The 23469-nt window shown below is 60.5% G+C and carries 20 protein-coding genes and 1 pseudogene; 6 read left to right on the forward strand and 15 right to left on the reverse strand.

Going from position 1 to position 23469, the window contains the following annotated elements; all coding sequences use genetic code 11:
• Window positions 1–92: 92 nt before the first annotated feature.
• The 3 genes and pseudogenes from HGI47_RS18010 to HGI47_RS18020 form a co-directional block, all read left to right on the forward strand.
• A pseudogene (locus tag HGI47_RS18010) lies at window positions 93–734 on the forward strand (transposase); the annotation flags it as partial.
• Between the two features lie 308 nt (window positions 735–1042).
• The gene (locus tag HGI47_RS18015; protein WP_168854162.1) at window positions 1043–2026 is read left to right on the forward strand and encodes a phytanoyl-CoA dioxygenase family protein; all 984 of its coding nucleotides are present in this window, start codon (window positions 1043–1045) and stop codon (window positions 2024–2026) included.
• Window positions 2027–2107: 81 nt separating this feature from the next.
• Window positions 2108–2686 carry a carboxymuconolactone decarboxylase family protein gene (locus HGI47_RS18020; protein ID WP_168854163.1) on the forward strand — a complete coding sequence of 193 codons (579 nt, stop codon included), beginning with the start codon at window positions 2108–2110 and terminating at the stop codon, window positions 2684–2686.
• 129 nt (window positions 2687–2815) lie between these two features.
• On the opposite strand, the gene HGI47_RS18025 is transcribed toward HGI47_RS18020, so the two are convergent.
• The 7 genes from HGI47_RS18025 to HGI47_RS18055 form a co-directional block, all read right to left on the reverse strand.
• Window positions 2816–3838, reverse strand: a complete 1023-nt coding sequence (locus HGI47_RS18025) for a helix-turn-helix domain-containing protein (RefSeq protein WP_168854164.1) — start codon at window positions 3836–3838, stop codon at window positions 2816–2818.
• A 241-nt stretch (window positions 3839–4079) separates the two neighbouring features.
• Window positions 4080–4382, reverse strand: a complete 303-nt coding sequence (locus HGI47_RS18030) for a hypothetical protein (protein WP_168854165.1) — start codon at window positions 4380–4382, stop codon at window positions 4080–4082.
• Window positions 4383–4415: 33 nt separating this feature from the next.
• The gene (locus tag HGI47_RS18035) at window positions 4416–5678 is read right to left on the reverse strand and encodes a hypothetical protein (RefSeq protein ID WP_168854166.1); all 1263 of its coding nucleotides are present in this window, start codon (window positions 5676–5678) and stop codon (window positions 4416–4418) included.
• A gap of 120 nt (window positions 5679–5798) precedes the next feature.
• Window positions 5799–6590, reverse strand: coding sequence for an SDR family NAD(P)-dependent oxidoreductase (locus HGI47_RS18040; RefSeq protein ID WP_168854167.1), 792 nt, complete (start codon window positions 6588–6590; stop codon window positions 5799–5801).
• Window positions 6591–6616: 26 nt separating this feature from the next.
• Window positions 6617–7342, reverse strand: a complete 726-nt coding sequence (locus tag HGI47_RS18045) for an SDR family oxidoreductase (RefSeq protein ID WP_168854168.1) — start codon at window positions 7340–7342, stop codon at window positions 6617–6619.
• 32 nt (window positions 7343–7374) lie between these two features.
• Entirely contained in the window at window positions 7375–8583 is a 1209-nt protein-coding gene (locus HGI47_RS18050) for a sulfotransferase (RefSeq protein ID WP_168854169.1), read from the reverse strand.
• Window positions 8573–9361, reverse strand: coding sequence for an SDR family NAD(P)-dependent oxidoreductase (locus HGI47_RS18055; protein WP_168854170.1), 789 nt, complete (start codon window positions 9359–9361; stop codon window positions 8573–8575). The genes HGI47_RS18050 and HGI47_RS18055 overlap by 11 nt, the downstream gene beginning before the upstream one ends.
• A gap of 573 nt (window positions 9362–9934) precedes the next feature.
• On the opposite strand from HGI47_RS18055, the gene HGI47_RS18060 reads away from it, so the two are divergent.
• From HGI47_RS18060 to HGI47_RS18070, 3 genes are all read left to right on the forward strand, one after another.
• The gene (locus tag HGI47_RS18060) at window positions 9935–12415 is read left to right on the forward strand and encodes a TonB-dependent receptor (RefSeq protein WP_168854171.1); all 2481 of its coding nucleotides are present in this window, start codon (window positions 9935–9937) and stop codon (window positions 12413–12415) included.
• 86 nt (window positions 12416–12501) lie between these two features.
• Window positions 12502–13719 (forward strand): cytochrome P450, encoded by a 1218-nt coding sequence (locus HGI47_RS18065; RefSeq protein WP_168854172.1) that lies wholly within the window; start codon window positions 12502–12504, stop codon window positions 13717–13719.
• Between the two features lie 81 nt (window positions 13720–13800).
• Window positions 13801–14553: an SDR family NAD(P)-dependent oxidoreductase gene (locus tag HGI47_RS18070; RefSeq protein WP_370521789.1), complete on the forward strand. Its 753-nt coding sequence runs from the start codon at window positions 13801–13803 to the stop codon at window positions 14551–14553.
• Window positions 14554–14640: 87 nt separating this feature from the next.
• On the opposite strand, the gene HGI47_RS18075 is transcribed toward HGI47_RS18070, so the two are convergent.
• From HGI47_RS18075 to HGI47_RS18110, 8 genes are all read right to left on the reverse strand, one after another.
• Window positions 14641–15246 carry an AMP-binding protein gene (locus HGI47_RS18075; RefSeq protein WP_168854174.1) on the reverse strand — a complete coding sequence of 202 codons (606 nt, stop codon included), beginning with the start codon at window positions 15244–15246 and terminating at the stop codon, window positions 14641–14643.
• Between the two features lie 156 nt (window positions 15247–15402).
• On the reverse strand, window positions 15403–15702 hold the full coding sequence (locus tag HGI47_RS18080) for an AMP-binding protein (RefSeq protein WP_168854175.1): 300 nt from the start codon (window positions 15700–15702) through the stop codon (window positions 15403–15405).
• Between the two features lie 19 nt (window positions 15703–15721).
• Window positions 15722–17218 carry a class I adenylate-forming enzyme family protein gene (locus HGI47_RS18085; RefSeq protein ID WP_168854176.1) on the reverse strand — a complete coding sequence of 499 codons (1497 nt, stop codon included), beginning with the start codon at window positions 17216–17218 and terminating at the stop codon, window positions 15722–15724.
• 101 nt (window positions 17219–17319) lie between these two features.
• Entirely contained in the window at window positions 17320–17904 is a 585-nt protein-coding gene (locus HGI47_RS18090; protein WP_168854177.1) for a nuclear transport factor 2 family protein, read from the reverse strand.
• Window positions 17905–17914: 10 nt separating this feature from the next.
• Window positions 17915–19564 (reverse strand): FAD-binding protein, encoded by a 1650-nt coding sequence (locus tag HGI47_RS18095; protein WP_144907302.1) that lies wholly within the window; start codon window positions 19562–19564, stop codon window positions 17915–17917.
• The gene (locus tag HGI47_RS18100; protein ID WP_168854178.1) at window positions 19561–20931 is read right to left on the reverse strand and encodes an SRPBCC family protein; all 1371 of its coding nucleotides are present in this window, start codon (window positions 20929–20931) and stop codon (window positions 19561–19563) included. The genes HGI47_RS18095 and HGI47_RS18100 overlap by 4 nt, the downstream gene beginning before the upstream one ends.
• Before the next feature lie 128 nt (window positions 20932–21059).
• Window positions 21060–21458, reverse strand: a complete 399-nt coding sequence (locus tag HGI47_RS18105; protein ID WP_206066280.1) for a nuclear transport factor 2 family protein — start codon at window positions 21456–21458, stop codon at window positions 21060–21062.
• Window positions 21455–23398: an FAD-dependent oxidoreductase gene (locus HGI47_RS18110; protein ID WP_168854180.1), complete on the reverse strand. Its 1944-nt coding sequence runs from the start codon at window positions 23396–23398 to the stop codon at window positions 21455–21457. Before HGI47_RS18110 ends, HGI47_RS18105 begins: the two co-directional genes overlap by 4 nt.
• Window positions 23399–23469 lie beyond the last annotated feature (71 nt).

The following is a 23469-nucleotide window of genomic DNA, read 5'->3' on the forward strand; positions in this document are numbered from 1 at the left end:
CGGGATTATCATAGGAGTAGCGCCTCGGCCCAAATCAGGCCCGGCAAGCTCAACGCTGGGCATCACCCGCGCAAGGTGGGGGCCGCACAGCGCTTACGCTGTACCGACAGGCGCAGATCTATGCCCGTCAGGGTATTCAGCTGGATCGCTCAACCCTTGCCGATTGGGTCGGCAGAGCGGCTTGGTATCTGCGCCCCTTGCGCGATCAGTCGCGCGGCGATCAGAATGAGGTCCGCGGGCTTGCCGCTGACGAGCGTCGCGACGCCCGCGACCAGCGCAGCCGTCCGATCTTCGACGACCTCTACAGGTTCCTCGAAGCACGCGGCCGGCAGGTCAGCGCCAAGGCCAAGCTATGCGAAGCGATCAGCTACGCCCTCAAACGCTAGGGTGGGCTGACACGCTTCCTCGACGATGGCCGCATCGATCTCGACAGCAATGCCGTCGAACGCGCCATCCGCCCGCTGGCTCTCAACCGCAAGAACGCCCTGTTCGCAGGTTCCGACGAAGGCGGCGATAACTGGGCGTTGATCGCCACACTCATCGAGAACTGGAAGCTCACCGGCATCAACCCGCACGCATGGCTGACCGCGACGCTCACCAGCCTCGCCAATGGTCACTCAGCTTCGCGCATCGATCAGCTCTGCCCCACGCGCACGTGGGCTGAAAACACCGCTCACGGTGCTAACCTGGGTCAGAACCAAAGAACTTCGATTTGCGACCAAGACCGAAATTGAAGGTCTCGACGGTCCCGAGCCACTATGGTGCAATCCAGCAAGCTGAATGAAAAGGGGCCGTGAGCATCTCGTGCCTTTGTCCGCTCATCCTGTCCTATAGCATGTCGAGCACAAGGTGAGGCCGTGCGGCTTCGATACGCGGTCTTGAACAGCAAGCAAGACTGATCGCAAACAAGCAAAAGCATTCTGAGAGCGAAAATCACCCCTTAAGAATGCGAACATTGCCCATTGCTTGGGGGGAACTGCCATGGTGGTATGGTCAAAGATAAAGCCTCCTGGCGAAGTATAAGGAAGGAGTGGATTGTCTGATGGCTAGCAAAGCGCTTTTCATGCCCGATGCGCCTGACGCCGATGTGCTGGCAGTGAGAGCGACACGGGAACTGCAGTCCTGCAACCACCTGCTTGAAGATCACGCTGCGCTGATGCGCTTTCATGACGAGGAGGGATATATCCTACTGCGTGGGGTGCTCGATCCTGTCTCGGTGCTGGAGGCGCGTGATGCGATGCTGGCGGTCGCAGCGCGGCACGGTCTGGTTGCAAGTGGCGATGCGAGCGCAATCTGGACAGGAATGGCCGCACCCGCAGGGATGGAGGAAAGTCCTGAATTTTCCGGCATTGCCCGCAAGCTGGTCGCAAATCCTGCCAATTCGGCGTTGTTCCATAAGGTTCTGGGCGAACCCGCAGCATTGCTCCCGATCGTGCAGTACCGGGTCTATCCTCCGGGCGGCTCGATCACGGGAATCCATCAGGATGGGTTCTTCAGCCCGGGAATTGTCAACTACAGGCCGGTATGGACACCGCTTACGCCGTGCGAGCGCGAGGTAGGCGGGCTGATGGTAGCGGTACGGCAATGCAACCGCGGATTTCTCCACAACGTGGCCAAGACCCCGAGCCCTGTCCCCGCCGGGGTCATCCCCGATGATGCCTGGGCCACAACCGACTACTTTCCAGGCGATGTGCTGATGATCAACCCTTACACGCCGCACGCGTCGATGCCGAATACGTCCAAGCGTTGCCGGGTGACCCTCGACACCCGCGTGCAATCCGCGACTGACCCTCGCGTTCTGCTGGCGGAGATCATCAAGGCACGCGAAGACGAGATCCGAGTGCGCACGAGCGACGGGGGCGAGCGCTGCTTCCGCGTGGATGACGATACATTCATCCGTGTGGATCACCCCGGCGTGCGGCAGAAGCGCAACGAGTATGTGCCAACAGCACCGGCGGGCAAGCGCATTGTCGTGGTGTTCGACGGCGACCATGCCGTTACCCTGCGCCGCAGCAGCGAAAACTGAAGCGCATCATCCCTCAAGCGGAAGTCGAGGTTCCAACCGCTTCCTGTCCCGTCCCCTTCCTGCTCCGGAGAATCTGATCGTATGAACCGTATTCCGCCAATGCGCGTCGAGGATCTGACGGAAGAAGAGCAGGAGCGCTATCACAGCACGCCGAGTGGCAGGTCCAATCTCGCAATGCTGCTCGCACACGCGCGTTCGATGCGCATTGGTATCGGCAGCGCGGTGAGCGCGATGATGAGCGATATCGAAGTGCCGCCCCTCGAGCGCCAGATTTGCGTGCTGGCAGTCCTTCATCTCGATCGCGGCGCATACGAATGGGCCCAGCATCTCGAAGTTTCCAAAGCGATGGGCATTCCCGACGAAAAGGTTGCAGCGATCGCCGACGACCGGTTTGGGGATCCTGCGTTCAATCATCGCGAGAAGGCGCTGCTCGCGTTCACCCGGCAGGTGGTCAAGACCGTGCGGGTCGATGACTTCGTGTTTGACGCCGTCAAGGCGTTCTACTCCCTGCGCCAGATCGTGGAGTTGATCCATGTGATCGGGCTCTACATGCTGTTCGCGCGGGTTTCCGAGGTAGCGGAACTCGAACTTGACATGGTCATGGGCGGTGACTTCTGGAAGAGCGCAAATGCGGCTGCAGGCGTCGTGCACGAGGAGTAAGCTTCACTCTGGCCACTTTGGGCTAAACGGCTGAGTTCGGCCTCGTGGGCAGCCAGTGGCCCGATGCGTGTAACTCCGTCCCCAAGCGAGCCTGCGCCGTTGAAAACGGTTCTCATACCCTTGAGGCGGTCAGGGAAGCGCGTCGGTCTGGGCGCGCACGAGGCCTTGCAAAGGAGGGGAGTGGTGCAATCGGGTGCGGCGCCAGGTTGACGGCGACATGCCGGCATGCGCGGCGAATACATCGCGAAACGAGGCGACATCTCGGTATCCGACGAGTTGGGCGATCTCTGAGACCGTGCGGCGTGTCTCGACCAGCATGCTCGCAGCGGTCTCGCAGCGCAGCCGTTGGACGTAGCTGCGAGGCGTGTCTCCTCCCGTTGCGCGGAACCGGCGGATCAGGCCCTGATGCGAAACGCCAAGTTCACGCGCGAGATCGGCGATGCGGAAGTCCCGCGCAAAACGGTCCCGGATCCAAGTCCGCGCACGAGCGACAACGGGATCGGGCTCATTGGCGACGAAGCCGACATCGCCCTCAGGCGGTTCGCGCAGAGCCAGGCTCTCGGCAATTGCCGTCGAGAAGCCAGCCGCCAGCAGACGAATTGCCAGTGCGCCGTTTTGCCAGTCACGACTGCAGGTGATCCTGGGAGCAGGTCCGTCCGATACACATAGCGTGCGTGTCTTCGCGATGCTCACTCTGGGAAAGAGGTCCTGGAAGGCGGCTGTGAGGCGAGGCGGTACGGCACATTCGCCTCCATCGAGCAATCCAGCGGCTGCGAGGTGAAAGACTGATGCACCGGCTGCTCCAGCAGGCGTGCCAGCGGCTGCGCGCGCCAGCCACACATGGAATGCCTCGGCCGCCTTGAGTATGGCCTGGAGATGCTCGATCGTTCCGATCTGGAAGGCGGGCAGATAGATCAGCCGGGCATCTTCGATTGCCGTGAAAGTGGTGCTGCACGGCAGGGGCATTCCCCCTGCGAAGTGAACGGGCGCGCCCGTCGAGGCCGCAATCGTGAGGCGGGTTGCCACTCCTGCGTAATTGCCAAGTGCTTCGTTGCTCTCGAACACTTCGCCCAGGCGCGCATGAATGTCTGTCATTGCGCCAAGGCTGACTGCCAACGTGCGAGGAGAGACGAAAACGGCAATGTTGGCCATGGTCCGGGACTCGCTCCTTGCCTGCGGAATTGCTGCGCGAAGCGCTGCTGAGCGCCGTGCAACAGGTTTCGGGCCCGATCGACGTACTGGTTCGCGATCTAGGGTTCTAGAGCGCTTTTCGCCAAGACTGGTTCGCCAGGTTGCGGACCGGTTCCGGACCGATCGCAGTGCCGATTGCCAACCACACCCCGCCGCTAGAGGTACCCGATGATGGTACCTTCTCGGCGGAGTGTGCTCACGGTCACTGCGGATCGAGGAAATTGAACCGCACGCTTGATCCATCGATCGCATCGGTCATCTGCATGTCCTTGCTGGCGCCCATGAGTGCCTGCATCAACACGGCCGGAGGTTCGTCGGAAACTTCGTAGATTGCGGTAAATTCACCGGTCGGTTGCCCGTCCGGACCGATACAGGCATTGAAGGTACCCGAAAGGAAGCCTGGAACCTGTGTCACCTCGCCGATATGGGTGCCGGTGTACCAGGCCTTGTATTCATCTTCGCGCCCTTCATTGGCGCGTGAATTGACGAGTAGCAGACGGGGCATGATCGCATTCCTTTCGCAATGACCGGGATTGATTCAGGCGGTGATGCGGCGCCGGTACGCTGCAACACGGTTTTCGAGACGAGACTTGCGCTCGGCAGTTTCGACCCACAAGGTGCCGACGGGCAATTCGTGGCGCAACCTGTCGATCGTCGTCAGTGTCAGCCTGGCCTTGATCGGACGACCGTCGGGCTTCATTCGTTGCCAGCGCAGGATCGAGTGCACGCGGCTCTGCCCCCCGGTATCGAGCCAGTTGGCAATGCCGGGATCGCGACGCGCGATTACGACACGGACCAGCCCGTCAGCATCGACGTGGCTTTGCGCCGCAGTCAGGCTCGATTGGATGCGATGATAATCAAGGCTGCGATAGAGCCATTCGGTGAGCTGTACCGCAGCATAGCCCGCGTCGACCGGATCATAGGTGATCACTGCGGCATCGTCGGGGCCGAGGTCGAAGGTTCCGTTGCATATTCCCTGAGTAACGAGCCCACCGCCCGAGCCACGCATGGCCTCGGCCTGCGTGATCGAGTTGAGCGCCATTCCGCTCCAGATGTTCTGGAACCAGAAGTACAGATAGAGATCGTTCAGTGCGTGTTCGATTGCCCGGGTTGCCATGTCCTGCGTGGTGAGGGGGGCGGTGCGTGCTTCGCCGATGCGCTCGATCTGGAGATCGAGCGGCGTTTCGCGTGCCCAATCCATCATTGAATCCCGAACGAACAGGAAGCGCGTGCCGGGCGAGGTGGTCAAGTGATTGGCTCGCCCGTTCGCGGGCTTGTCGTCTATCGTCAGGTCAAACCAGCCATCGGGTGCAATTGCCAGTTCGTGGTCTTCAACTGTCTGGACCGTCTGGCTCGTGCCGTAGTTCGCGGTCAGCGTAAACGAGATGTTGGCCGCCTTGGCATCAGGCTGGGCGGGCAGGCGTCCGATGATCCGGTAGGCAGTGCCATGCTCGATCCCGGCCAGGCGGTAGCAGTTGTCCGGATTGTCTCCTCCGGTTCGCGAGCCAACGACTTCATGGTCTGCCACCTGGCCGGGCCAGCGGTAAGCGGGCATGAAGTCACGGACAAACTTGGGGTGCTGCGCGTCCGAGGCTGCTGCCTTGAACAGCCAGTTATTCAAGAACTCGTCGGCAAAGGCCGACAACAGCGGCTTTGCTTGGACTGGCATACGATCGCTGTATCCCCGCGCAAACAGCATCTCGATGATGGCGCGGGTCGATGAAACCCTAGGATCGGCGCGCATCGCGAGCACATCGCTCTCGGCCAGAAACTGGCCACGATTGGCGATGGGATTGGTCATGGCATGCTCTCCCGTGTGTCTTGCGATGCTGGATCGGCCCGATAATCCCGGCCTACGATGTCAGTTCCTTCAGACATGAGGGAGACTGTCGTTTGCGAAATTGCAAATGATTCAAAGTGTTCAGGGATACATGAAGAGCCCGCCATCGACCTGAAAGGTCATGCCAGTGAGAAAGGCGGCATCATCGCTGGCAAGGAATACTGCGATCCGGCCGCCGTCGGCAAAAATGTCGCCGAAGCGGCGCAACGGGATGCCAGCCGCAGCGGCCGCTGTTGCAGCCGGGTCTCCGCCCGTATGGTTGCGCAGAGCGTCGGTCTCGATGGCCGGATTGATGACGTTGCAAGTGATTGCATGCTTGCCCCACTCGCGCGCGGCGGTTCGGGACAGGCCGCGGATCGCTTCCTTCGCGGCATTATAGGCAACCGAGCCTTCATTGCCTGCCTGGCCCCAGTAAGAGCCGAAGTTGATGATCCGTCCTCGGCCCGAGGCGACGAGGTGGGGAAACGCAGCCTTCATGAAGAGATAGCTTGCCGTCGGTCCGGTCTGGAAGGTCAGATCCCACTCCGCGTCGCGGAATTTCTCTATGCCTGTCAGCACCGGCGAGGAATCTGGGGCATCCTTGGTCCCAAAGGCTTGGGCATTGTTGACGAGTATGTCGAGACCGCCGAAGGCCGATACCGCCCGCTCGACCGTGGCCACGATGTCAGCGTGCTCGCCGACGTCACAGATCTGGCCAACCGCTGTGCCGCCAGCTTGGGCAACGATAGAAAGTGTGTCGTCGATCGAACCCTGGCTGCGCGACGCGACAACAACCTTGGCGCCTTCACGCGCCAGTTCGACTGCAATGCCGCGCCCGATACCTCGGCCCGACCCTGTAACAATGGCGACCCGTCCTTCGAGAATGCCGGTCATGTCGTTCTTCCTTTCCTTCTGGAGCGTCACTTGGCCGCCCAGCCGCCATCGACCGGAATGACCAGTCCTGTGACACCCGAACTCGCAGGGGAAGCTGCCCACAGGATCGCCTCGGCAATCTCCTGCGTCGTCATCATGCGATTCATCGGCTGAAACTCCGCCGCGATCGCCGCACGGGTTGCCGGCGGCATGCTGCTCTCGATATTTGGCGTTAAAGTCAGCCCTGGGGCGACGACGTTGACGCGGACGTTCTCGGGCGCAAGCGTCACTGCGGCATGTTGGCTGAGGTGAACCACGCCGGCCTTTGCTGCGGCATAGGCCGGAGAGGCAAATCGGGTCACACGGATGCCGGCCAGTGAGGCGATGTTGACGATCGCGCCGCCACCACTGCGACGAAGCGCGGGAATTGCGTACTTCATGCCGAGCATGCAACTGGTCAGGCACTGGCACACGGTCGCATTCCAAGCTTCCAGCGCAGTGTCTTCAAGAGGAGCGTCCCAGCGGTCCCCCGCGCCAAAATTGCCGACATTGTGTACGGCGATGTCTAGCCGTCCGAAAGTCGACAGGGTTTCCTCAACCGTGCGAGCAGCGTCGGGTTCAAGCGTGGCGTCGGCGCGGATCGCGAACTGACCGCTATCTCCCGGCGGTGCGGAATCGAGGATATCGGTCCAGGCCACTTTTGCCCCGTGATTGCGCAGGGCCATAACTGTTGCGCGGCCGATGCCGTTGCCGCCACCCGTAACGAGAGCCACTTTGCCTGCAAGCGGACCAGATTTCTGCACAGTCACACCCGCTTCTCCCGCGCGACCTTGAACTGGTCCATGTAGTGGCCGAAGTGTGCTTCGATCTGCGCTTCATCCAGCCCGAACTCAGCCAGCGTATAGTGCCGCGCCGGTCCCTTTCCGTGTTGATCGCGGTCCAGATGACGCAGCAGCGCTTCACGGTAGGAGGCTGTGAACGGGATCGCGAAGCGGTCATAGAGAGCCGCGACGGTCTCGAGTGGGTGTGCGGTCAAATCCGCGAAGTGTACGTCGAATACGTTGGCGTCCGAACCTGGACCCTTCCGCCACGTGGTATAGGCGTTCATCGCCTCCGACCAGCCCACGAGTTGTCCTGCACCAACTTCGGCGGGATCGCTCGCCAGGTCAGAGAACAACCGACGCAGCCCCATGAATAGACTGGCGATTGACGGGATGACTTTGGCAGGGTCGCGATGATTTACGTAGATTGCAGCATCGGGAAACGCGAGCCGCATTTCCTCCCACGCGAACATGTGCCCCGGTGCCTTGAGTGCCCAGCGTCCGCCGGGCTTTGCCGCCTGAAGCGCTTGCATAACCCCGATCTGCCAACGCAACCCGCTGGCGGCCTTGTCGGCCATGATTGCGGCAAATGTCGGCGCGTTCCAGTAAACCGAATAAAGCGAGCCGATATCGCCTTCCTGAAGGAATATGCATTCTTCGGGCAGTTCTGCACCAAAAGGGTGGATGCGGGTGAGCGCATCTTCTGTCATCCCCTGAAAGGCGAGGATATCGCGGTAGAGCAATTCGCGCGGGTCGTCTCCCGGCAGCGCCGCAGGAATCGCGGCTTCAAATGCGCGGGCAACGCGATTGGCAGGGTCCTGAGTGAGACAGCCGTGGAGGAAAGTGGTGCCTGCACGCGGAAGTCCGCTGCCAATCAGAGGTGAGACTAGAGGCTGCGCATCGATCCCCGGAAGCGTCTTGCGCATCGCTAAATAGCGCAGCCGTGAGACCAGCATCGTGTGAAACCGCGAATGGGTGCGACTGCGACCGAGCGGAGTAAGCTGTGCATCCTCTTCAATCGCATGGCAAAGCAACGAAAAATCGTGGCGAAAGCGCTCTTCATCCCAACGCTTTCCGCCCCAGTCGGACAGCCCGGTGGCCGCTTCTGCCGCGGTGATGAGTGCCGCCGGATCGAGAGTTGCTGCGAAGGGCATGAGGGCAGCGGCGTAAGGCCCGCAAAGATCAGCCGACACCGAAGCCTCCATCGATCACGAACGTCTGCCCCGTGATGTAGTCCGCGGATGGGCCGGCAAGATAAACCACAAGCCAACCGACGTCTGCTGGCTTGCCGAAGCCTGACAGGTGGCGGGACGGATCTGCCCCCGGTCCACCAACGAAGGTGGCACCTACCATCTTGGGCGCATTGCCGGGAACGGCGCCGGGCAGAACCGCATTGACGCGGATGCCGTCGGCGGCGTGTTCGAAGGCAAGCTGGCGGCACAATTGGTTGAGCGCGGCCTTTGACGAGCCATACGCTGCATTGCCGACGAGAACCGGATGCTCCGAACCCATCGTCGAAAGGGCGATGATTCTGCCGGGCATCGATACCCGCTTGAGCTGGCGGATGGCTTCACGTGCAGTCAGGAAAGCGCCGCGGGCATTGATCTCGTACATCGCGTCCCATTGCGAGGCACTCATGTCGATCGCGGGGACCCCACCCTGCATCATCGCGCCCATTACGATGATGTCAGGAATTTCGCCGCGCGCCGCGCAGTCTTCGAAAAGCGCTATGACGTCTGCTTCGACCTTGACATCGCAAGCAACAGCCCGCGCCGTGCCTCCGCTTTCGCATATCGTTGAAGCTACGCGGCCAGCCTCGCTGAGAACATCGTGCGCAACGATCACACTGGCACCGGCCAGAGCAAGTATCTGAGCAATGGTTTCCGCCAGTCCAGACCCGGCGCCAGTCACAAGCGCAGTCCGGTTCGAAAGGCCGAAAGCGTGGATGAGAGGAGCGTTCTTCTCCGTCATTGCACATTCCTTTGGTTGAACTGGTAAGGCACCAGCGCTCGTGGCGAAGCCAATATGCTGCTGTGACAACACCCCTCTGGCCCAGCTCGTTCGCGCGTGGACGAGCTGGCATGATGAGGCACGCATTCGTGGAGATCGACGCCGATCTGCCTTGTCATCCACTCACCTTCCCATACTGCAGTGCATCTTCTGGAGTCGGGTAATTATCTAACTTGATAATATCTATTTTCGTTAGCAACACAAGCGCCTCCGGGCTCACACACACGGCGGAGGCTGGCGCTTCTCCCGAGATCGAGTGATGCGACCGCGCCAGATAATCGTATAACTAATATTGACAAGAGGAAGGCTCGTGCTAGCCAATGGGTCCGGAGCGGGTCCTCCAACTGGCCCGCCGCGAGTCACGTGATTTAAGAAGCGGACCGCGCAATCCGGAAGAAACACCACCCTTCGTCGGGTGTACCTTGGGAGGTACGGATGAAAACTTGGAAAATCGCCCTTTTTGCCAGCACTGCGCTTTGTGCGAGCGCGCCAGCATTTGCAGCAAGTTCTGCGGCCGAAGCAGCAAACGCGCCCATGACCGCAGAGGCAGAGCAATCGGCCGTTCAGAGCGCTCCGCCAATGACAGACATCGTGGTTACTGCCCGGCGCACTTCAGAGCGCCTGCAGGACGTTCCCGTGGCGGTTTCGATCATCACCCCGGCGAGGATCGAGGCCAAGGGCTCATTCAATCCGGTCGACTTGGTGCAAAGCACTCCGGGCCTAAGCGTGACCGCTTCGGTATCCAATCGTAACAACCTTACCTACACCATCCGCGGGCAAGGCTATTCGTTCGGGACCGTGTTCCCGGCAGTTATTACCTATTTCAACGAAGTGCCGATCGCTCGGCTGACCCAAGGTCAGTTCTTCGATGTTCAGAACATCCAGGTTTTGCGCGGTCCACAAGGGGTCACCTTCGGCCGTGTTACCGATGGCGGCAACGTCATGGTCGCCGCACAGACTCCGAAGGAAGACTTTGGGGGATACTTCGGCGTCAAGGTAGGCAACTACGGACTGCGCACGGTCAATGGCGCCGTCAATGTTCCACTGGTTGCGGACAAGGTTCTTTTCCGCGCCGCCTTCGAGACGGCCCGCCGCGATGGTTTCACGACAAACGTCGCCAATGGCCAGAAACTGGATAACGTTGCTTACGAGGGCTACCGTTTCGGCCTGACCCTCCGCCCGGTCGAAGGGCTGGAGAACACGACTATCGTGTCCTACCAGAACACGCACGACAACGGCACATCCGTTGTCTTTGCGGGGATCAACGATGCCGCCCTCGGCGCGAGTGTAGGCGGGCTTGCCCCGCTGTTCCCCGGGTCCTATGGCATCGACGCCAATGGGTCGGTGCGGGCTTTCAAGCCTGGGGACACACCGTTCACCACCGCCAACTATCTCGCATCGCTTAATGCGCAACTCTCTGCCCAGCAGGCCCGCGGCAACCGCGCCGTTTCGTTGGTGGATCCCCTCTATAGCAGGCGCAAGAACCTCTATGTGGTCAACAAGACCACAGCCGAACTGACCGACTCGATCACGCTGACAAACATATTCGGCTATGTTCGCGAACGTGAGGACGAGGCTTCCAATTACGCTGCATCCAACGGCGCAGCGGTCCTCACTTGCCACTCGGCTTGCGGTGGCCTGTTGTTCACGAACCAAGAGCAGTTCAGCGAGGAACTCCGCCTGTCGGGCAAGGCGTTTGACAATCGCCTGACCTGGGCTCTGGGCGGTTACATGGATGAGCAGCGTCCGGCCGGGCCGAGCGAGAACGCCACGGTCAACGTGGCGATCCTCCAGCGCGTCGGTGTCAACTATCTGACGACGAAGTCGCGTGCAGTCTATGGTTCGTTCGAATATGCCGTGACCGACAACTTCAAGGTCAACGGCGGCCTGCGCTATACACGTGATACGGTTCTTTCTCGCCAGGCCACGTACCTGAGCCCGTTGCCTGGCGGTGAGGCAGGGCTGAAGGACTTCCTCACGGCTATCGGCACCCCCGCGCCGTTTGCAGATATCATCGTGGCAAATACATTTGCACCGATCCCGCATGGCCAATGCACGAATTACGGCGCGGGCTCGATTGACCTTGGCCCGCCGAACGGCGTTATTCCGCTCAATAATCTCTTCGGAGCGGTTGGCTGCACCGAGACGCGCGGTTCGTTCAACTCCACCACTTGGCAGGCAGGTGCCTCCTACAAGACCGATGGTGGCCAGTTGTTCTATGCAAAGGTCAGCAAGGGCTATCGTCCTGGCGGTGTGAACGGTACTTCGCCTCCGGGCGTCGATCCTGCCTACCGGCAGGAAACCGACCTCTCGGCAGAAGCCGGCGTCAAGGCCGACTTCAACTTCGACGGAGTATTCCTGCGCACCAACTTGGCCGCATACACGGACCGCTACAAGGGCATCCAGAAGAACGTCGTGCTTCCGGGCGCTGTGCCGGTCTCGCAGGTCCAGAATGTCGGTAATGGACGCATCAAGGGCATTGAGGCGGAAGTTACCCTGATCCCGGTGAAGGGGCTCACCTTCGGCGGAACCTTCGCCTACACGGACGCCAAGTTTGACAAGCTGACCCCGAATCCATTGAAGAATCCATGCGATCCCAACGCGGCGAACATTGAAGGGTTCTGTTCCGACAACCTGTACAACTCAGTGCCCAAGACACAGTACACGCTGTCGATGGACTACACGCTTCCGCTCACGGAGGACATCGGCCAGATCAGCTTTGGCGGCCTGCTCTATCATCAGTCGAGCGTAGCATTGACCGATACCAGCAAACTGAATCCGCAGTCTATCGAGAAGCCTTATACAACGCTCGATTTGACGGCGAACTGGAGGAACGTGATGGGTCAGCCGGTCGATCTCGGGGTGTTCGTGACCAACGTCACGGACAAGACCTATCGCATCGGCGCGAACAACCTGCTGCAGCGTTCTTCGCTTGGCGTGCTGGGCAATATCTATGCCGCTCCGCGGATGTGGGGTGTCAGCCTGAAGTACCGCTTCGGTGACGATGCAAAGTAAGCCTTGAAACACGCAAGGCGGCGCGGCTCCCGTATCAGGGGTCGTGCCGCTTTCGTTTGCTGATCCCGATCCAAGGACTCAGATCAATGACAAACACGATTCCGCAGCTGACCCCGAAACCGGATCACGTTCCTGCACATCTCGTGGTCGATTTCGACTACGTGCGGCCCGAGAATTTGAAGGAGCTAGGTGTCTATCGCGCGGTCAAGCGGCAGCTCCACTCAGGCCCAGATATAATCTGGACGCCGCGTCACGGTGGTCACTGGATGGTCACCCGCGCTGAGGACGTGCGCTTCGTACAGGAAAACTATGCGATCTTCAGCCACGAGGAATTCATGATTCCGCGCCAGCTGATGGTCAGGAAGCCGATCCCGCTTGCGGTTGATCCGCCAATCCACGCACGGTATCGCGCGGTCATCAATCCAGCCTTCACGCCAAAGGCAGTGGCGCGGATGCGCGAAGATGCCCGTGCACTGACGATTGAACTTGCCGAGAAGATGCTCCCGAACGGCCAGTGCGAGTTTCTTGCCGAATTTGGCCGGGTTATGCCGGTGACGATGTTTCTACGAATGGTCGATCTCCCGCTCGATCGGCGTGAGGAATTCGTCGAATGGGGCATTGCAATTATTTCTTCGTACGATCTCCAGTCGCGCATTGAGGCCAATCAGAGGATAAACGACTACCTCCAGACCGTGCTTGACGAGCGGGAGGGCGGCGAGGGCGATGATCTGCTGACGCGTGTCGCCAATTGGCGGCGCAACCCGCGCTTCGAGTCCGACGAGGAGACGCTGTCCATGGCCTCTCTGCTGTTCGTCGGCGGGCTGGATACGGTAGCTGCCTCGCTCTCCTACATCACGCATTACCTCGCCACGCACCCCGAAAAGCAGCAGCGCCTGCGCGATGAGCCAGAGATCATCGGCCGCGTCAGTGAAGAGTTCATCCGCCGCTTCGGTTTGTCCAACACCGGGCGGATTCTCACGCAGGACTTCGAGTACAAAGGGGTCCTTTTCAAGAAGGACGAGATGATCATGGTCCCCAACAACCTTTCGGGGATCGATGAACGCGTGTGGGATGATCCACTAGAGGTGGATTTTGACCGCGAAGTAAAGCCGGGTGATCACAACACATTCGGCAATGGTCCGCACAAGTGTGTAGGTGCACCGTTGGCGCGCGCGGAAATCCAGGTGTTTCTGGAGGAGTTCGTGGGCCGGATGCCGATGTTTCGGCTCGATCCCGATCGCACCCATGTCGAGCATTGCGGCTCTGTACCCGGCTTTGACGAGCTGTATCTACGTTGGGATTGACCGGCGCGCTGCAACGATTTTCAGGAGAAGGCTTTGGCTAACGAAATTGCGGCGCTCGCGCCATTCACATTGCCTGGCAAAGTGGCATTGATCACCGGGGCCGCGCAGGGTCTGGGCCGCGAAATTGCGGCACTGTTCCTCGATGTCGGCGCGTCTGTCGTGATCGCCGATCTCGATGGTGCTCATGCCGAGGAAACAGCGGTCGAACTCGCCTCGCGTGGGCCGGTGATAGCGGTGGAGATGGATGTGGCCGATGAAGGCGCGGTTCAGGCCGGATTCAGCGCGGCTGCCAAGCAGTTCGGCGGGGTGGACATCCTCGTCAACAATGCCGCGTACCGAAAGAAGGCCAATACAATGGACATGCCGGTGTCCGAATGGGACACGATGCAGGCAGTGACCACTCGCGGCACGTTTCTTTGTCTGCGCGAGGCGGTCAAGCAGATGAGAGGGCGTGGCGGTGGATCAATCGTCAACATCTCGTCGGCTTGCTCACATCACCCGATGATCTTTCCCAATATGCACTACGATGCGGCTAAGGCAGGTGTCGACGCAATTACGCGGTTGGCGTGCCTCGAATTTGCTGCCGACAAGATCCGGGTAAACTCGGTGCTGCCAGGCGGAATGAACACGCCAGGGCCCAAGACGATGAAGGCTGCGGAAGCCAGTGGAGGCGCGGTGATAGCCGGACCTGCAATGATCCCGGGCCGCAATCCGATCGGCCGGGCGGCGGAACCGATCGAAATGGCCCGCGCAGTGCTGTTTCTTGCGAGCGATGCGGCAAGCTACATTACGGGCGTGGAACTGCTGGTTGACGGCGGCTGGACCAAGGGCTGAAGGCGCGCGGCTCGGATACCAGGCGACGGATGCGCCATAGCCCTCGGCACCGCACCCGACGCGATTTCCAAGCGAGACGATCCTATGTCACCGGCTCCAGCCGAACCTGGTGGCAAGCAAGGTTGCCAGTACGGTCTTGCGGATATTGCCCGCCCCAGTCATCGGCATATCCGTTTCAGCAAGAGCCAAAATCCGTTTGGGCACTTTGAACGAGGACAGGCGCCTGCCTAGCTCAGTTCCAGCGCTGGCCAACTCTTCGGAATCACGCAGGACCTCAAACCAGCCGACGTCGCCGGAAAGACCTGTCGCGCCCCCCGCCTTGATCAGCCGCACGACATTGGCGGCAGAGCCGTCGCTGGTGAGTAGGAGGCAGGTGCCATTTGCCAACGCGTTGAACAACGTCGCGACGTACCCAGCGACCCAGAACATCGCGCACGTCGTGATCGTGCGATCGCCATGCCCGAACGCCGTCGCTGTCGTACCCATTTGCCACGCATGCCGTACGAAGGGTCCATGGCCATGGACAACGCCCTTGGGTTCGGCCGTGCTGCCAGACGTATAAATGATGCAGACCGGGTCGACCGGTGTGACCCGCTCGTCAAAGGATGCCAGAATGGTGTCATCAATCCGTGGATCGCCCTCTAGCAGCCGCGAGAAAGGACGCGCCCACGGGCAGTCGACCGAGCCGATCACGTGTATCGCACTCAGGGCAGGTGCGGCTTCTATAAACGGCGGCCCTTATTCGGCCTGTGCAAGATCAGGGAGTGCTTCTTCGAGGCGGGACAAGTAATCATGGTTCAAAAAGCTGTCGGCCACGATTAGGTGTGCGAATTCGCCGCGGGCCAGAACCTAGGCGAGTTCACGAGCTTGGTAGAGCGTGCTGATTGGGCCGATAACTGCACCGATCCCGTCCGCGGCGAGTACCGTCACGATGAAATCGGGCCCAAGAGGTGCCAACACCGCAATTCGCATGCCGCGGTTCACGCCAAGGCCAACCAGTGCTTCGGCGACGGCAGCAGATTGGCTGGCACGTCCGTTGAAGCTGATGCACTGTCCCTCACGCACCAAGGCGTCACCATAGCCGAAGCGTTCGGCAAAGCTTCGGATCAGGCCCCGGACGGTCGCGGGGAAGGGCGGCTGTGGTATCATCTATGGCGCATGGCCACGCTCATGCAGCTTCGAACAGCTTCTTGAGCTCGGGCTGGCTGGGCTTCATCGAAGGCGTGCGAACGAAATCATCGACTTTGACCAGTTGCGTTGGCACCTGATAGGCCGACAGTCTCTCGCGGAGGAAAGCACGCAACTCATCTTCGCTCACCGAGGCGCCGTTCTTCACGCGATAGCCGGCGGCGGGTACCTGTCCCAGCCGGGAATCCGGTAGAGCGACGACGCACGCTTCGAGCACCGCAGGATGCGCCTCGATCGCCTTGACCACGTCGTCAGGCATGATCTTAAAGCCTCCTCGGATGATGGCATTGTCGGCGCGTCCAAGGATCCAGAGGAATTGCTTTTCGTCCATCTTCGCAAGATCGGTGGTGCGCACCCAGCTCTTGCCATCGCCCAAGTGCTTCGCGCGGATCTCGAGAAGACCTGTTTCACCAAAGGACAACGGCTCGCCGGTCTCCGGATGCACGATGCGTCCGTCGATACCCGGGTTCATGCGCCCCACACTGCCGCGACGCTTTTCGCCGTACTTGCGGAAATCCGGAAGCGTCCATCCGGCAACACCCCCGGCGAACTCCGTAGCGCCGTAATTCTGCAGCACTGGTATGCCGAAGCGTTCCTGGAACTGGTCGGCCAGATCGGGGTCGAGTGGCGCGGTTGATGTCCGAAAGGCGACAAGACTCGACAGAGCCTCCCGCGGCACATCGGCATCGAGGATCATGCGAAGGGCCGAGGGCGGTGCGCCGGCAACCTTGGGCTTGTGGCGTTGGACTGCGCCAACGAACTCTTCGACGCGGAACCGGTCGAGCATGCAGATCTTCCGGCCAGCCGAAAGCGTCACGAACAGGCTGAATATCCCGCCGATGTGCGAAAACGGCGTGTTGGTAATCGCCACAGCGCGGGATAACCGGGGAGGCGTATCAATGTCACGGTTCTCGAACACGGCGGCGTCGAGCACCATTCGCGAAAAGTTCGCGGCCTTGAGCGGAATGCGCTTGGGCGTGCCGGTTGTTCCGCTGGTGAGCATTTCGATCCCGACCCCGGCTGCATCGTTGCGGAACCCGCTGCCGGTGCGTGGCAGGACGACGCGCACAGGCTCTGCGCGATCACCGGTTATCGCAATCCCGAGTGCTCCGGATTGCTTGACCGCAGCCATCACTGCCGGTCGCTCCCAGTCAACCATTTCGGCGATGACCACCGGGATCTCCAGCGTGTTGATATCCGCAACCAGCTTGTCGTCCGGCAATGCCGGATTGAGCGTTACCACGCAGCGGTCGTTGATGATTGTTGCGATGATGACTGCGGCAATTTGCGGCGTGTTGCGAAGGATTCCGCCGATGCGCGTACCTGCACCGATGCCTTCTCGCGTCAGGATTGCTTCGACCGAGTCGATGATCTCGCTCAGCTCACCCCATGTGTACCACTGGCAGTTGTGCTCTATCGCCGGCGCCGACGGATCTATTGCCAGGACCGCGCGGACGATCGAATTGAGCGTGGCCATCGATATTGGAACCTTACCTGAGAATAAACGTATATCTGATTTATACGAAAATGATGAAGAGATGCAAGTCGTTCAATCACGAACGAGCACCCGCGTGCCGGTCATTCCGGCCGGTACTCGGGCGGAAGGATGTCGAGATTGATGCCGACGCGTTCAGGCTTCACAGCCAACGGTCGTTCATAGGATGAATCGCTGCGGTCGCGCGCTACCGTGCCGCTCTCGCGAAGCATTGCCATGAATTCCAACGGGACCTTCGATGGCGCTGGTTCCCCGCCCCACTCGGCTACGCACTTGCGCGCAGCGATCCGCCACTCCCCCTCCCGCTTTTCCATGCGATCGATATAGCGCCCGCCGCCGAGTGTCAGAGTCATGTCCTTTGCGTCCATGCCGGCCATCATCCAGTACGTCTCGGCGTGGGCCGTATCACCATCAAGTTCGCAACTGTGGTTGGTGATGACGTGCTGGTGCGAGATCTGCGCGTTGGTGTGGTAGCGGTTCACCCAGTCCCAGAAATCTTCGCGATTTCCCACGAAGAAGCCATGGTCGTCGATCGCATCGGGGTGATAGACGCTCATCAGCAGATCACGGTCCATCCGGTCGACACCACGGCAGTAGTTGGTGACAACTTCACGAATCTTCATCTTGTCGTAGAGCTCGTTGAGCATCTGCTCCGATCCGGATCCCATTTTTGGCTCCTCAGGCGAAATTCTGGCGTGCGGCGTGGCGTGCAGCCACCCAGCCGAAGATGAATGCAGGCGATATCGAGGCACCGGCCCCCGGATATGTCCGACCCATGACCGAGGCGGTCGAATTGCCGGTGGCATAAAGGCCGGGGATAACCGAGCCGTCTTCGCGCAGCGCACGGGCATATTCATCAGTCACGATGCCACCGAACGTTCCCACATCGCCGGGGTAGATCGCTACCGCATAGAAGGGTGGCTGCTCGATCGGGCCTAGGCCTGGGTTGGGATACGCGTTGGTCGGGTCTGCGAATACAAGATCATAGGCCTTGGAGCCGCGGCCGAAGTCCTCATCCTTGCCCTTGCGCGACATCACGTTCCAGCGCTCGACCGTAGCCTTGAGGTTTTCTGCCGGGACCTCGATCTGGCGTGCCAGATCCTCGAGCGAAGCAGCCTTCTTCATGTAGCCGCTGTCGAACCACTCCTGCGGAGTAGCTCCGGCGTGAAAGCTCCAGGGGTATCGGTCGCGGTGGCGACTTTCGATTATTGCCCAGACCGGCACATCCCCGTGCGCGTAGACCGCCTGACCGTTGGCCATATAGCTCTGCGCCTCGTTCGTGAAACGCCTGCCTTGTTGGTCAACGAGGATCACGTGCGGCTTCGGCAGGTCGAGCACGTGCATGTACCGGTCGCCAGATGGCGGCGTAGAGGTCAGTATCCAGACCGCGCCGTCTGTGCAATCGAGCGCGGCACCAAGTCCCTTGGCCAATTCGATCATCTCGCCGGTGTCGCCGGGATTTGCGTTGGTCCAGTCGGTGGAAGAGGGCTGGGGACCGTATGTCTGGCGAAGCTGCGCGTTGCGAGAAAAGCCACCTGCGTTGATAAGCACCCCGTCGCGCGCCCGGATCCGCCAGGGTTTTCCGTTCCTGTTCGACACGACACCGACTACCCGGCCGTTCTCTTCGACCAGATCGGCGACGCCAGCCTCGGTGCGGATATCGACCTTGTGATCGAGTGCCATCTTGAGCATCCGCCCCTGGATCGCGGTTCCGGCACCAACGAGGTCCTGACCCAGGATCTTGCTCTTGGCCATGCGCAGACCGACTTTGAGCGCGGCGAGCTTGCCGACGCCCATTCGTTTCATCAGCATAAGCTGGCGACCTTCGATGCCCCGGATAACGACGTTCGTCAGTCCACGTCTGAGCTTGCCTTGCCATTCCTTGCCGAGGCTGGCGGCCGCAAACGGCTCGACCGCGAGGCTGCGGCTTTCAGGGCAGCCGCCAGGCAAATCGTCATGATAGTCCGACCAGCCGTCGCAGCGCACGAAGGGCATGCCCTTCTGCTCAAGATAGAGCACCATCTTGGGGCCCTCTTCGAGAAACATGTCCTTGCGTGCCCGACTGGTTCCGGGGCCAACGTCCCCTACAGCGGCATCGAGGTACGTCCGCGCTTTCTCTGCGTTGTCGTCGATCCCGTCGCGGGCCTGAAGCGGATGGTTCGGTATCCAGAACACACCGCCTGACATTGCTGTCGAGCCACCAATCTTGTCCGTCTTTTCAAGGACGAGCGGGTCCTTGCCGGCGTCCTTCATCGCAATCGCGGCAATCATCGAGCCACCGCCGCTCCCGACAATGACAAAGTCTCGGGTCTCGTCCCACTGGCTCATGCCGGATTGCCTTCGCCCGCGTAACCGTTCTCGACGAAATCCTCGAGCGCGCGGTGGAAGTTTGAGATCGCGATCTCCTGTCGCGGGTTGGGGCGCGCGCCCTTGAAGCCCTTCGACTTCATTCCCTTCTGCACTTCCGCAACATTGGCGAAGTCCTGCGTCAGGATCAGTCCCCAGAAGTCGGTGTCAGCATGATCCTGGCTCCATTCGAGCTCGACCTTGGGGGGTGCCTCGCCTTCGGGATAGCGCTGAAGGGAATAGACGTCGAATATGCACTTGTCGGGATTGCTGCCGACCGGACGCGCACGGTAATTGAGAGAACCGGTCGGTCCCATCAGCATGATCTGGTTGGGGAACAGATGCCAGTCGATCCCGGCGGCCTGCATCTGCTCGGCCGTGATATCGGGCCATTTGAGACCAAGCGACAGCGCGTGCTCGTAGATGAATTGGCCGAACTTCATGAGCACCTCCATCGCTGGTGTGCCCGGCTCGACCTCCTGTTCGACACGCCGTGCCGCGTGCACGGTTTGAACAGCCGATCCGGCATTCAGGGTTGCCGCCATGTCCTCCATGTAGTCGCGGATTCCCGGGCGGATGTCCTCGGTGGGGGCGCCGCCGGTCAAGCGCGGTGAGCGCGACCCCATCGGCATCGATTCCCAGTAGCCGAAGTGCGCATGACGGCCGTGGGCATAGCTCTGGGTCCAGTCGTCGAAATAGCGCAGCATCTGATTATGCGTGGTCTGGACATGATAACCCTCGTCAAACGCCTCGAGCGCGACTTTCCAGTTGCAGTCGAGCACGGTGGACTTTCGCCAGTGGTAGCGCAGCCCACCGAGATCGAACGGATCTAGAAAGTCCTTGGCGGGAGAAAGATGCTCCTCGAGGCTTACGCAATCAGGGTCCATGTTGACGTAGACCCAGCCGCTCCAACGGCCGACGTTCACCGGTGCAAGGTTCAGTGCATCATCGGTCAGTTCATCGGCAGGCCACTCGTGCCGGTCGACCACTTTCGCGCCCGTCCCATCGATTTTCCAGTTCCAGCCATGATACTTGCAGAACAGGCGATTCGCGTGGCCACAGCCCTCAGTGATCGTGCGGCCACGGTGCGGACACACGTTGTGGAACGCCTTGATCTCATCTGCGGCGGTGCGGATTACGATGATCGATTGGTCGACGATGTCATAGGTGTAGTAGTCGCCAATCTTGGGGATTTCCTCCTCGCGGCATGCCATCTGCCAGACGCGGCTCCAAAGGCCTTCCGCTTCCTTCCGGGCGAACTCGGGCGAAATGTAATTGCGCGCCGGTACGATACCCGCGCTGACCGGGTTGCGCTCGGGCGCAGGGAGGGCGCTGGTCAGGTCGTTCATTGTCTTCGTCATCCTCTTATGCGGCCGCCAGACGCCATATGTGGCCACGTCCGACTCTCGCCCCTTTGTCGTTTATCATCTAACTAGGTAAAACGACATTTGGCAAGAATTTGCAAGTCGATCGCCTGTCATCTGCCACTTTGCAGTTGAGCCACGCGGTGCTTGATCCGCCATCCGGCGGCGCTCTTCACCAATGTGTCGCGGTAGGTGACGCTGCCGACCCGCCCCTTGCGGCCGACTCCGATGCCCTTGGAGAGGACCTCGGCCCTGTCCAGCTCGAGCGTCCTGATCACGATGTTCGTGGCGTGGTGTGCTACCGGGTGGGGCCAGCCGGGCGTCGCCCAGTCGGCAGCAAGTCGTGCGAGACCCTCGGTGATTTCGCCGTGCTCGAATGCGCTGGTATCGAACACAATGTCGTCGGTAAACAATTCACCAAGGCGGTGCCATTCACCTTCGTCGATCAGGTGGCCGTAGAGTGCGATCAGCTCATGGATCGCAAATCGGTCTTCCATCTCGTCAATGGTCAATGGATTTCTCGCGCTGCGGCATGGCCTTCCCAGATGGCCCTGAGCAGATCGCGTGGCTCACGTGCGTCGCCGACGATCCGGATGTTTGGATTTCCAGGTGCCAGGGCTTCGTGGATTTCGCGCAATGGCTTGTTGGGGGTGATAAGCACGACAGTATCCGCAGGTACGGCTGTGACCTGTTGCATTGCCGCAAGATAAGGCCGGACCATCACGTCGTTCTCACGGATTTCAACGAGGTGGTGGCGTACGAGCAACGTGAACCGACCGAGCGCCTGAAAGCGCTCCCATGCAGCCAGGCTGCGCTCGTTCTTCCAGGCCAGCGCCGCTTGAGCGGTGACATAGGTGACAGATAGCCCCTGCGCGAGCAGATGCTCGGTTGCAGCCAACCCTTCATAGTCCCCAACGGTATCAAGCACGAGCGCAGTACGCCCGCGTGGCTTCTTCTCTCGCAAAAGTTCTGCCGTCGAGACAACGTGCGGCATGTCTGCACCAGGCACGAGCTGGCTTGGCAATGTGTGTTGCTGTGCGTCCATCCGCGGAACCGAACCGGTTGCCACGATCACATGGTCTGCCATTTCGGCGATGACTTCGTCTTCTTCCATGAAGGTGTTCAGGCGAACTTCAACTCCGAGCCTGTAGACCTCGGCCTCAAGCCACAAAGCAATATCGCCAAAGCCGGCACTGTGGGGTGCTAGGCGTGCGATGTCGAGCTGCCCCCCGAGCCTTGGGCTTGCCTCGCATAGCGTCACCTTGTGGCCTCTCATCGCGGCGACACGCGCTGCCTCCATGCCGGCCGGACCGCCGCCAACCACCAGCACCTTGAGAGGTGTTTCGGTCAGAGAGATCAGTGACTCGTCGTAGCGCGATTCGATTCCGGCCGCTGCGTTTACTGCGCACCCCCAGCGACCTCCGCGAAAATGCTGGTTGCACCCGATACATGGTCGCACTTCCAGCGCCCGACCCTCGCGCGTCTTGTTGACCAGATCGGGGTCTGCAATCTGGGCTCGCACCATTGAGACGAGATCTGCGGTGCCGTCGCGCAGCAACTGTTCGGCATCGTCCAATGTGCGGTATCGCCCGGCAAGAAGGCGGGGCACAGTCGCCGCAGCGACAATCGTGCCAGAGGATGGAAGCTCGTAGCCTGTCGGGTTTTGCATCGCACCGACCATCGTATCCATGCGGTAATAGTCGCCACGTGAAATATTGACGTAATCAATGAGGTTCTCGGCTTGGAGTCGCTCGAGGACTTTTATATTAATGCCCTCGTCGACGCCGCCGGGCATGTCGCTAGCTGCCAGACGCACGCCCACCGCCATCGTTCCGCCCACTGCCGATCGCACCTGTCGCACTAACTCGAGCAGAAACCGCATTCGGTTCTCGAAACTGCCTCCCCACCCATCTGCACGGTCGTTGTATATCTCCGACAGAAACTGCTGGGGCAAGTAGCCGTGTGCGGCGTGGATCTCGATGCCGTGTAATCCGCCATCGCGTGCATGCCTTGCGCACTGGACGTATGCACCGATCACTTCCTCGATCATGGCCTCATTCATCCGCTGGCCGACTAGTCCCGTCATGCCAGGCACGTCTGAAACCGCCCATGGCGGGCCGCCGTCCTGCGCGGGATATAGATTGCCCCCGTGCCACAACTGAGCAAAGACTTTCATCGGCGAGGGCTCCACTGCGGTCATCAGCCTGCGGTAATCATCGACGATGCCGTCGTAGAACAAACCATACGGGTAGAGCATGCTGGAAGGGTGGACGCTTGCCGCGCCCAGAATGGTCAGCCCGCAGCCACCGCTGCCGCGCCTGGCGTGATAAGCAATGTAGTCGTCAGTCATCCGGGGAGACATTTCGAGCCCGCCGTGGGCGGTGCGCGTGACACGGTTTTGAACCGTTATGGGGCCGATCTTAAGTGGCTGGAAAATCTTCTCGAGCGCCATTCCCGGTTCTCCCCATTGCCCTTGGATGGGCTTGACCCCTCTCTATTTATCATATAGCGAATTTATCTGTA

The organism is Novosphingobium sp. ERN07 (assembly GCF_012641335.1).
Taxonomy (GTDB): Bacteria; Pseudomonadota; Alphaproteobacteria; order Sphingomonadales; family Sphingomonadaceae; genus Novosphingobium.